The sequence below is a fragment of the Catenibacterium sp. RTP21428st1_D7_RTP21428_210409 genome (assembly GCF_040227455.1).
GTDB classification, from domain to species: Bacteria; Bacillota_I; Bacilli_A; order Erysipelotrichales; family Coprobacillaceae; genus Catenibacterium; species Catenibacterium mitsuoka_A.
Genome location: NZ_JBEHVX010000081.1, coordinates 1 through 10,749, shown reverse-complemented (window position 1 = coordinate 10,749; position 10,749 = coordinate 1). Strand labels below are relative to the sequence as shown.

The 10,749-nt window shown below is 32.8% G+C and carries 9 protein-coding genes; 2 read left to right on the top strand and 7 right to left on the bottom strand.

Annotated features, from left to right (window positions below; all coding sequences use genetic code 11):
• Positions 1-85: 85 nt before the first annotated feature.
• Positions 86-871, bottom strand: coding sequence for a Nif3-like dinuclear metal center hexameric protein (locus ABUA27_RS10355; protein ID WP_349820665.1), 786 nt, complete (start codon positions 869-871; stop codon positions 86-88).
• Positions 872-908: 37 nt separating this feature from the next.
• Positions 909-2,240 carry a PTS sugar transporter subunit IIC gene (locus tag ABUA27_RS10350; RefSeq protein ID WP_006504427.1) on the bottom strand — a complete coding sequence of 444 codons (1,332 nt, stop codon included), beginning with the start codon at positions 2,238-2,240 and terminating at the stop codon, positions 909-911.
• 352 nt (positions 2,241-2,592) lie between these two features.
• Here ABUA27_RS10350 and ABUA27_RS10345 point away from each other — a divergent pair, with 352 nt between their 5' ends.
• Positions 2,593-3,819, top strand: a complete 1,227-nt coding sequence (locus tag ABUA27_RS10345; RefSeq protein ID WP_129981896.1) for an alkyl/aryl-sulfatase — start codon at positions 2,593-2,595, stop codon at positions 3,817-3,819.
• A 34-nt stretch (positions 3,820-3,853) separates the two neighbouring features.
• Here ABUA27_RS10345 and ABUA27_RS10340 read toward each other — a convergent pair whose 3' ends face one another.
• The 5 genes from ABUA27_RS10340 to ABUA27_RS10320 form a co-directional block, all read right to left on the bottom strand.
• A complete protein-coding gene (locus ABUA27_RS10340) occupies positions 3,854-5,473 on the bottom strand; it encodes a prolyl oligopeptidase family serine peptidase (protein ID WP_349820664.1) in 1,620 nt (539 codons plus the stop codon).
• Positions 5,474-5,594: 121 nt separating this feature from the next.
• Complete coding sequence (locus ABUA27_RS10335) at positions 5,595-6,290, bottom strand: MurR/RpiR family transcriptional regulator (RefSeq protein WP_129981898.1); 696 nt, start codon at positions 6,288-6,290, stop codon at positions 5,595-5,597.
• Positions 6,287-7,036, bottom strand: coding sequence for a MurR/RpiR family transcriptional regulator (locus ABUA27_RS10330; RefSeq protein ID WP_129981899.1), 750 nt, complete (start codon positions 7,034-7,036; stop codon positions 6,287-6,289). Before ABUA27_RS10330 ends, ABUA27_RS10335 begins: the two co-directional genes overlap by 4 nt.
• 77 nt (positions 7,037-7,113) lie before the next feature.
• Complete coding sequence (locus ABUA27_RS10325; protein WP_129981900.1) at positions 7,114-7,899, bottom strand: Nif3-like dinuclear metal center hexameric protein; 786 nt, start codon at positions 7,897-7,899, stop codon at positions 7,114-7,116.
• A gap of 45 nt (positions 7,900-7,944) precedes the next feature.
• A complete protein-coding gene (locus tag ABUA27_RS10320) occupies positions 7,945-9,171 on the bottom strand; it encodes a hypothetical protein (RefSeq protein ID WP_349820663.1) in 1,227 nt (408 codons plus the stop codon).
• 139 nt (positions 9,172-9,310) lie between these two features.
• On the opposite strand from ABUA27_RS10320, the gene ABUA27_RS10315 reads away from it, so the two are divergent.
• Positions 9,311-10,654: an MATE family efflux transporter gene (locus ABUA27_RS10315; RefSeq protein WP_349820662.1), complete on the top strand. Its 1,344-nt coding sequence runs from the start codon at positions 9,311-9,313 to the stop codon at positions 10,652-10,654.
• The last annotated feature ends 95 nt before the right edge of the window (positions 10,655-10,749 follow it).

Sequence of the window (10,749 nt, the reverse complement as noted above, 5' to 3'; positions counted from 1 at the left end):
TCCCATAAGAAAAACCTCCTCAGCAAACAGTGCTTTTAATTATTTACACTGTCTACTGGGAGGTCATCATATCATTAAGAGATGCTTATTTTTCTATATGATAAATACCATATTTGTTAGGAACATAAGTAAATGAAACTTCTTGAAGTTGTTCATTGAGATACTTAGCAAGGCATTCAATTCCTGGTGCTTCACAAGTCATATGATTAATAACAATAAGAGGTAAGTCATTATCCATCGCCCATTGAACCGCAGTCCAGTTATTGATACCATCGTCACTTACTAAGCAGGCATCAACTCCATGTTCAAACATTTGAAAAACATCTGTGCATGCTCCAGTACCTATTCCTAATCTATTTATTTTTTTATTCTTATCACCAATCACTTCAATGCCATACTGATAATAAGGCTTGATTTGTTTAATGATATGCTTTGCTAATTCTTCGACTGTCATATTTACATCATTCGCAAATCTTAAGAATGAATAATCATGTGACTCTTCGAAATTCAAATCTAATACTTTTGCCCAGCAATCTTTTACACCATATTTTGGATATAAATCCCATAAATCATGACATCTATATAACGTAATATCATGTTTTTCTAATAATGCTTCTTTTTCTTTCTGTGCTTTATAAACAGCTGTAGGAAGTGATGTTGATGCCATATAGAATGCATTTTCATGTGTAATAATAAAATGCACATCATGTTCTATTGCATACTGAATAATTTCTTTAGTAGCAACCCAGCAAACAACTACTTTACTCACGTCTTTTTGATCATCACCAAATAGAATGCGGTCTCTTGTACAACTTCTATTGACCCACTCACCTTGTGATTCTAATAAATCTAAAATTTGTCTAACTCTCATATGTCCTCCTTTAAAAAACCTGGAGAATAGGATAACCCTATTCTCCCTGTTCAGATAATTTCTCATCTTCTAAATCCATCTGTTTATCATAAGATTTCATAAATGGAATGAAGATAATAATGTTGATTGCAAATAAGACAAACCAAATAATAATAGCACGATAATCCATAGTTGAAAGGAATGCATATAGTGGTGCAGGTAGAGTCCAAGGAACACTCATACATGTCTTATTCATAAGACCTGCAGCTGTTGATAAATATGCAACAACTAAATTAATAGCGACACAAATCATACTTGGAATGAATGTTAAAATGTTTAATACTGTTGGAACACCAAATACTAATGGTTCATTGATGTTAAATAATGATGATGGAATTGCTAAATGTCCTAATGAACGTAATCTCTTATTCTTACATACAAAGTTCAAGTTAAATAGAATTGCAAGATAAGCGATAGCTAATCCAAAGATAAATGTAAAGTTACCTGCAATAATGTTTGGAATTTCTTTGTTTGCATTATATGCAGCTAAGTTAGCAACTAAGTTACCAGTGAAAATTGGTGTAGTAATAGCACTTACCATATTGTCACCATGAATACCGAAGAACCAGAATACTACTGTTAATAATACGATAAATAACATAGATGGTAATGATGCTGTCGCTGAGATAAGTGGTGAGAAAACAGTAAATACAAGATTAGTAAGACCAGATCCTAATGTTGCAATACATACCTGATCTAAGAAGATAAAGAATAAAATATCAACAACCATTGGCAATAAGACTTCGAATGGCCCAGCAACCATAGGTGGCACACCGGCTGGCATTTTGATTTTGATATTTTTTTCGATCATGAAATGGTTAATTTCTATTACAACAAGTGCAACGATAATAGCTGCAAACATAGAACCAGAACCAAGACCACTTAAATTGATATAACTACCATCTTTAATAGTCTGTGGAACTGCTGCAATACATAAGAAAGTAAATAATGCTGTAATCGCATTTGGGAAAGCTTCCATTTCATAATGCTGTGCTAAACGATATGATACGCCAAGCACTACATATACAGAAATGATTCCAATTGTTAAGTTAAATGGAATTGTAAGAATTGAAGACCACTGAGTAGCCCATGTCTTCCATGCGATTAAAAAACTAAAGAAGAAATTAGTAGGTTTCATAACCTCTAAATCAACTGGTGGGTTCGCAATCATAAGTGAAATACCACCAATAACTGTAAGTGGAATTAAAATTGTAAGACCATCTCTTAATGCGGCAAGATGTCTTTGTGAAGCAATCTTTGTTGCTACTGGTACAACTTTTTCTTCCATCACTTTTTGAAACTTGTCAAAAAAAGCTTTTAATTTTTCCATAAACAATGTCCTTTCTATCCTTTGTAAATGTTTACAGATATGATTATATTCTTGTTGTGAAATAGTGTCAATATATTTTGATGATAAATGGGAATTTTCTCATTAATTGGGCTTAATAAACTAAATTCCACGCTTAATATCATTATTTTATTATATTGATACTTTTTCTCATTATTTCATTGAATCATTTATTGTGATTTCTCAAAATCATAGCACATAAAAAATCTTTTTAAATATAATCTACCTTCAGCAAACTAACGAATGAAATCATGAGCCTCTAATACTTACCTCAAAGTGCCTACTACCCTCCTATCTAATTCTCTAGTAGAATACATATAGGAGGGTATTTAACATGAGTGAACAACTATTAATCAAACATACACAAGAAACATTTAAAAAACATTTCTATGAAATCAATGATCACATTCTATTCTTCTATTCCTATGGTCATAGTAATGCAACTGCTATTATAGGTAATAGTTCTGTTATCTTAATAGATACTCTAGACTCTAATGAATATTCACAAGACTTATTGAATGACTTAAGAAAGTATACAGATAAACCAGTGAAAACATTAATCTATACTCATGGTCATCCAGACCATAGAGGTGGTGCAGGTACTTTTAGAGATACTGTAGAAGAAATCATAGCTTTTACACCATTTAAAACACCTTTAAAGTATTATGAAAAGATTGATGAAGGATTAAGAAAAAGAGGAACATATCAACATGGATATACTCTTACAAATGAAGAAGCAATATGCCAAGGTATTGGTATAAGAGAAGGTAAGGTTACTGGTCATGGATGCTATGATTTTATCTCTCCTACTACTTTATATACTGAAGATAAAGTCATAAGAGATATTGATGGTATACATCTAGAGTTATATAGAGCACCAGGAGAAACTGATGATCAGATCTGTATCTGGATCAATGATGATCAGGTTCTCTGTACGGGTGATAATTATTATGCTGTTTTTCCAGCATTATATGCTATTAGAGGTACACAATACAGAGACCTTGCTACATGGATTGATTCTTTAGACCTTATTCTTTCTTTTGATGCAAAAGTTCTATTACCAGGGCATATACATCCTTTATTAAACAAAGAATTAATCCAGAACCAAGTAGGTCAGTTTAAAGAAGCTATCGAATATATTCTCTTTAATACCCTAGACTGTATTAATAAAGGTCTTACTCTAGATGAAACAGTACAAACTGTTTCATTACCAGAAGAACTTAAGAACTCACCTTACCTGCAGGAATATTATGGAACTGTAGAATGGGCTGTTAAAAGTGTTTATACAGGCTATGTAGGATGGTTTGATGGTGATCCTATCCATTTATTACCTGTCAGCAATCAAGAATATAATAGTGTATTATTAGATCTTATTGGTGAAGAAAAACTATTAGAGAAGATTAAAGACTGTATGTCTCATTCACAATATCAAATAGCCTTACAATTATTAGAACTCATAGACAATAAAGAACTAAAAAAAGAATGTCTACTACAACGTGCAAAACAAGTAAGAAGTGCGAATGCGAGACATTATCTAATTGCAGCTAGTAAAGAGTATTAAAAAGCAGGTCCCCTCGGACCTGCTTTAGTGCGTATTAAGCTCTTTTTCTTCTAATAAGAATGATTCCAAAAGCGGCTACTACAAACATTGCGATATATGCTGCAAATGTAGTTGTATCACCAGTCTTTACTGGATCCTTCTTAGTAGTAGTTTCAGTTTTGTTTGTTGTATCTGTTTTGTTTGTTGTGTCTGTCTTATCTGTTTTATCTGTTGATGGTTTGTTTTCTGGAGTAGTAGGCTTTTCAGGTTCTACTGGAGTAGCATCTTTCATATATGTAGCTGCCCAATTCCAGATATGAGTACCTGATGCATCAGATGGGTTATTTCTTAAAGTATAAATCCAAGACCAATGGTCACTGTATTTAACTGTTTCTTTCACACCATCTAAATTATAATCTTCTTCAAATTTAAGTTTACCACAAGGTCTAGTTTCACCTAATGAGTCAACTTTATCTTCTAAATCTACTGTATCATATAATGATAATTTATATTTACCATCTTTAGTTTCACTAGTAGTGAAGCTTGAATTGAATTCCTGTTCTACTCGAGTAGTAGTTAATTCAGCACCATCAGTTAAGATTTTAAAGATTCTCTGTGAACATACTTCTGACTTAACGCTAGAGTCTGTCTTACCCTGTACTAACCAGATAGCTGTCTTAGAATTCTTAAGGCTAGCTAATTCTTCATCAGTAGGAGTTTCTCCACCTCTAATTGCAGCTGTATCTAATGCTGGACAGTTGATCATAGCTGCAGAGAATAAATCAGGATATGCAATCAACATTCTAGTAGTCATATAACCACCAGCTGAACATCCACTTACTACAACCTTATTAGGGTTAATATTGTATTTCTTAATAACTTCTTCGATTTCTGTTTTAGCTTTTTCTAATAAATTATCTCTTTGAGCATAGTACCAAGTAGCTGGTGCTTGGAAACTCATTACATGAGCACCACCAAAGATGTTCTGAGCTTCATCAGTAGCCCAAGCAACAGTACCTCTATTTGCAAGCATCTGAGCAACGTTATTCTGAGTATTATAACCTTCTAAGTCCCCTTCACCATTACCATGGAACCAAACAACTAACTTATCAGCACCTTTTGCTTCATGGAACTGATAGTTGATTCCCTGAGAGCCTTTAACTGAAGTGAACTTTGCTGTTTCTTCATCAATAACAGTATTATCACAAGTGATTTCTCCAGTGATATCTTCTAAGTCTCTACCATCTACTGAAGTTGCTTTTAAAGCTTCATTCTGAGTAATAGTATAATTAATCTTACCTGGATAGTTTCTACTTTCAGATAACCAAGTTAAAGTAGCACCTTCTGATTCATTCATATAAAGTGTTACCTTACCACCTGCAACTTCTACCTTTTCAATAGTACGATCAGCATCACTATAAACTTTCCCGTTATTTGAACCAATCTGTACATAGTTAGTTGCATGAACTGTATAAGTATCTTTATCAGCGCCAGATACTTTTACACCATCACCGTAGTCAATTACAACTTTATTGACTACCTGCCCAGCATCTGTGACTTTACCATATAACTGAGCTACATAATTACCTGCTGCCTGAACAGGAACTACAAACACCATTGCAACCATCATTGCAACACTTACAACAACTGAAAATACATGTTTCATCTGTTTCATGTCCATTTCCTCCTGTAATTAATATATCAGAAAGAGCATATGAAATCGATTGCATAAAACGTTTTTAGTTTTTATTTTATAACCATTATTTTTTTAAAACAGAAAGGGTTCATAAATAGAACTACATTTGTATATTATCTAAGATTCCATATATATTTTCAAAAATCATACAGAGATGATGTATTCTATCTGCTATACATCTCTCATCAATTTCTATATAGTTTTCATTTAATTCCTTCTTCTTTGCGACTTTCCCTATGTAGATATGTTCTATATTTCTTTGTTCCAATGATTCCATTAAAGTAATATATTCATCAAGATATCCTAATTCAAATCCTAGATTAGAATGAAAAAGAGAGACAAAGAATACAATATCATCCGATGTCACATTAAGCTGTATCAGCTGTTTCATAGGAAGAGATTGATACAGCTGAAAATCTATAGGTATTTTTGTATCTCGGAAAATCTGCTTATAGACAAGTAATGGTGCAAGAGAACTCTCATCTCCTAAAACAACGATTCTTTTCTTATCTTTAATCTTATCCCAAAGTGACTCATCATACTGGCAGGAACGATAAAGTGGTCTCGTAGACAACTCATAATACAGCTGATATTGAACAGCAGTAAAATTCTTATAGCCCAAATCAATAGAATAACGTCTCAATGTTGATTTAGAAATATCTAAGTCTTTTAAGATATCATTTACTTTATATTCAATAATAGAATGACGATTTTCTAATAGATAATGTGTAATACGATAAGTATGGCTTTCTCTATCCGATATACTATCTAACATATTCAACTGTTCTAATATCATAAGTAATTCTCCGCATAATAGTATGTAATTTCTTGTATATAATAATCCAGGATCATATTCTCTAATACTTCATCTAAGCCTTGAGGAATTGTAAGACCATAAGCATCCTGCAAATAATCATAATGTCCTATAGTAATCATCTTTGGATTATTCTCTTTCATTTTATTAAGTAACCAAGGATTTAAGTCTACAATTCTTCCTTCCATACTTAATAATATGACACAATCATCTTTCTCAGGAGTAAAGAAGTTTGTTTTATATATACTATCTTTTACAACAAGCTTCCCCATTACATAGAAATCTATCTGCATTCTAGAAAAGTAACTAGCCATCTCATCAGAACCTATAAGTATTACTCTTTTACTATTATAAATCATCTCACATACTTCTTTAATCCATGACATATCTATGAGTCTTTCATAATCTTCTGATTTAAGAATACTAGAAAATACCTTATGAAGCATCTCATAATCTTTATCATTGATTCTATTTTGTATCTGTACATAGCGAATACGCATATGACTAGAAAATAATGCTTTAAAGATCATATACTTCTTATAGCCATAAATACGAAAGAATCGATTTAAGCTAGAAGTAGAAACAAAACATCTTTCTGCGAGTTCATTAATAGTTAAATAATCTAATTCATGTCCATTCTCTAATAGTCCTAAGGCAATCTGATAGTTGATATCACGTACTTCTGGATTATTAATAAACATGAATAAGGCATTAAAAAAACAATTCATCGTATCCCTCCCCTACAGTTATCATATCATGAATTGTTTTTATACTTCATTTTTTTCAAATTCGTGCTTAAAAATGCTTATACATCCATATGATATATACCATAATCATTGGATACAAAGGTAAAAGTCACTTCTGGAAACTGTTTAGATAAATACTCTACCATATGTTCCATACCTGGTGCTTCACATGTCATATGATTAATCACTATAAGTGGAATATCATGATCTACTGCCCACTGGACACCTATCCAGTTACTCACACCATCATCACTGACTAAACATGCATCTGCACCTTCTTCATACATTTCAAATACATCTGTACAAGCACCTGTACCTATGCCTAATCTATGTATTATTTGCGTCTTATCTCCTATCATTTCTATACCTTGCTGGTGGTAAGGTTTTATTCTATTAATAATATGCTGTGCACATTCTTCTACTGTCATATTGATATCATGAGTATATCTATAGTAAGAATGATCATGTGATTCTTCAAAATCTAGATCTAATGTGTTAGCCCAGCTATCTCTAATGCCATATTCGGGATAGACATCCCATAAATCATGACATCTATAAATAGTAATATTATTTTCCTTTAATAATGCTTCTTTTTCTTTTTGTGCTTTATATATAAGTGTAGGTAACGATGTAGATGCGAGATAGAAGGGATTCTCATGTGAAATAATAAAATGTATATCATGTTCTATTGCATATTGAATCACTTTATTAGTCGCAACCCAACAAGTAATGACTTTACTTATTTCTGTTTGATCATCCCCAAACAATATACGATCTCTTGTACAGCTTCTATTCACCCATTCAGCTTGTGACTCTAATAAGTCTATGATGTCTCTTATTGTCATATATGTTCACTCCTTTCTTATAATTATACACAAAAAAAGACATTCTTAATCAAGAATGTCCACTTGTACTGCGTTAATTGTCATAAGGCTAGTAAAGTCATTAATCGCAAGTTTACCTATGATCTTTACTTTCTGGCCCTGTTTAAACTGCTTAATTTTATAGTTTGGATTATAGATGATTGTATCAATACCACCTACATTAGGAATAAAGAAACTTAACTTGATATGATCAAAATAATCTTTTACAGGTGCTTCATGAATGACTAAACCTTCAATAGAGATAGGAGTCTTTTCCTGTCCATTTCCAAATGGTGATAATACCTGTAAGTATTCTTCTATATTTGTCTTAGATAAGTCTGAAATTTCTAATGGAATCACATCTCTTACTCGATCATCATCATGGAATTCATCACTAATAAAGTATCCTGCATTAATTTCATCCGCAATAGGTGCAACAGAACGGAACTTACCTGTACCAGGACAACCATAAATAAGGTACTTAACCATCTTCTTCGCATTATTTAAAGAACTAAGATAATGTGCCATCTTATTTGTGATAGAACCAGACATAACACTTTCATTATATGTCTTCTTGAATTCTCTTTGACGCATATTGTTTTTCTGTCTTGTCTTAGGTGTTAAAGCAACAAACTCAATCGCATCAAAACGACAATCATTTAATAAACCTAAAGTCTTCTTTAAATGATAACGGTTAGAGTTACGTAGAGGAACTTCTTCAGCCTGAATACCAATACCTGCAAGAGAAGCTAAATACTGATTTTCTTTACCAAGTAATGTATTAATAAGCTGTAATACAAGTAAACTCTGTGCAACATCTTCATCCTTATAGTGACCACCAGGTACTAATGGATATACATTGTCACCATCTCTTACTTCTAACTGATTACCTAAGATAATATGGAGACCAGGACCAAAATTATCCTGAGGACCATCAAAGAATTCAAAAGCTGATTTTCCTTTAGCCACCAAGACACCTAGGAAAATCATTGCACTTTCTAATAAATGATGTAGTTCTGTACTCATGATACAAATATGAATCTTAGACTTAGAAGCACATGCTTCTTTAATGAGATTCAATGCTGTTTCACCATTCTCTAAATCTGTAAAGTTATAATAGAATGGTGTGTTGAGTGCTTCATAGTCTTCTTTTGTGAAGCCTCTATGTTCTACATATTTCGCAATAATAGGATTCACTTCATATGAATCCATAATTTCTTTAGTATGAGATAATTCAACTTCGTGAAATATCATTTTTTCACTCCCCTCTTTCCAAAACAATTATAACGAATGGTTCTCTAAAAAAAAAGTGTTACTTTCATTTACACTTTTTGAAACTTCTCAACGACTTTCTTTTTATTGTGTTAGACTATAGTCATGAGGAGGGGATTCCATGAAGAAAGATCAATATCAAATGGACATGACGCACGGTCCATTACTTGGTAAGATCTTAATATTTTCTATACCATTAATGTTTTCAGGGGTGCTGCAGTTATTATTTAATGCAGCAGATGTTATTGTGGTAGGACAGTTTGCTGGTCCACGTTCTATTGCGGCAGTAGGTTCTACATCTTCTGTTGTCAATCTATTAGTGAGTTTATTTATTGGTTTATCTGTCGGGGTCAATGTACTTGTCGCACGTTTTATTGCCTCACAAAGAGACAAAGATACCCATGAAACAGTACACTCTGCCATACTACTCGCAATTGTCTTTGGCTTGGTCTTTGCGATTATTGGTGTGACATGTGCAAGAATAATTCTAGAGGCGATGGGATCACCTGATGATGTCATCAATCTTGCAACAACCTATTTACGTATCTACTTTGTAAGTATGCCCTTTGTTGCACTTTATAACTTTGGTGCTGCCATATTACGTGCCATTGGTGATACAAAAAGGCCACTTATATTCCTTATTGTAGCGGGTGTTGTAAATGTCATATTAAACTTAATATTCGTTATTATATTCAAGATGGATGTAGCTGGTGTCGCACTTGCAACATTTACGGCAGAACTTGTTTCTTCAATACTTATTATTAACTGCTTGATGAAAACAAGTACTGTCATTCATTTAGATATTCATGCTTTAAAGTTTCATAAAGATAAAGTGCTTCAGATATTCAAAATTGGTTTACCTGCAGGATTACAAGGTGCTATCTTCTCTATTTCTAATATCCTGATTCAGTCATCTATTAACTCATTCGGTTCTATTGCGATGGCGGGCAATGCCGCAGCAGGATCACTTGAAGGATTTGTTTATCAGTCTATGAATGCCATCTATCAGGCGTGTGTCACTTTCACAAGTCAGAACTATGGTATTAATGATAGAAAGAGAGTCGATAGAGTCCTTGCATTATGTATTGGAATAGTCACAGTTGTAGGACTTGTTTTAGGTAATCTTGTCTACTTCTTTGCGGATGAACTCATTCGTATCTATACAACAGATGTACAAGCTATTGCCTATGGACATGAAAGATTATTGTATATATGTGTCCCTTATTTCATCTGTGGCTGGATGGATGTCATAGTTGGTTCATTAAGAGGTTTAGGCTATTCTACTATTCCTATGATTGTATCTTTAATAGGTGCATGTGGACTAAGAGTCTTATGGATTCTTACTATCTTCCAATATTTCCATACACTTAATTCTATTTATTTATCATATCCAGTAACATGGGTTGTTACTGCAGCAGCACATCTTATTACTTATATGATACTAAGAAAAAAAGCTTTTAACTAAAAAAAGCCATTCAGAAATTTAAAATGGTACCCATAAGGAGGACAACAACCTGACAGTTGTGATACCCACCTTGTGGGTATCTTTTTTTCATTTCG

What these genes read in the sequence shown, in the direction of transcription:
- ABUA27_RS10325 (WP_129981900.1), bottom strand. Translation starts at nt 7,899, where the DNA reads ATGACAATAAGAGACATCATAGACTTATTAGAGTCACAAGCTGAATGG.
- ABUA27_RS10320 (WP_349820663.1), bottom strand. Translation starts at nt 9,171, where the DNA reads ATGATATTTCACGAAGTTGAATTATCTCATACTAAAGAAATTATGGAT.
- ABUA27_RS10315 (WP_349820662.1), top strand. Translation starts at nt 9,311, where the DNA reads ATGAAGAAAGATCAATATCAAATGGACATGACGCACGGTCCATTACTT.
- ABUA27_RS10355 (WP_349820665.1), bottom strand. Translation starts at nt 871, where the DNA reads ATGAGAGTTAGACAAATTTTAGATTTATTAGAATCACAAGGTGAGTGG.
- ABUA27_RS10350 (WP_006504427.1), bottom strand. Translation starts at nt 2,240, where the DNA reads ATGGAAAAATTAAAAGCTTTTTTTGACAAGTTTCAAAAAGTGATGGAA.
- ABUA27_RS10330 (WP_129981899.1), bottom strand. Translation starts at nt 7,036, where the DNA reads ATGAATTGTTTTTTTAATGCCTTATTCATGTTTATTAATAATCCAGAA.
- ABUA27_RS10345 (WP_129981896.1), top strand. Translation starts at nt 2,593, where the DNA reads ATGAGTGAACAACTATTAATCAAACATACACAAGAAACATTTAAAAAA.
- ABUA27_RS10340 (WP_349820664.1), bottom strand. Translation starts at nt 5,473, where the DNA reads ATGAAACAGATGAAACATGTATTTTCAGTTGTTGTAAGTGTTGCAATG.
- ABUA27_RS10335 (WP_129981898.1), bottom strand. Translation starts at nt 6,290, where the DNA reads ATGATATTAGAACAGTTGAATATGTTAGATAGTATATCGGATAGAGAA.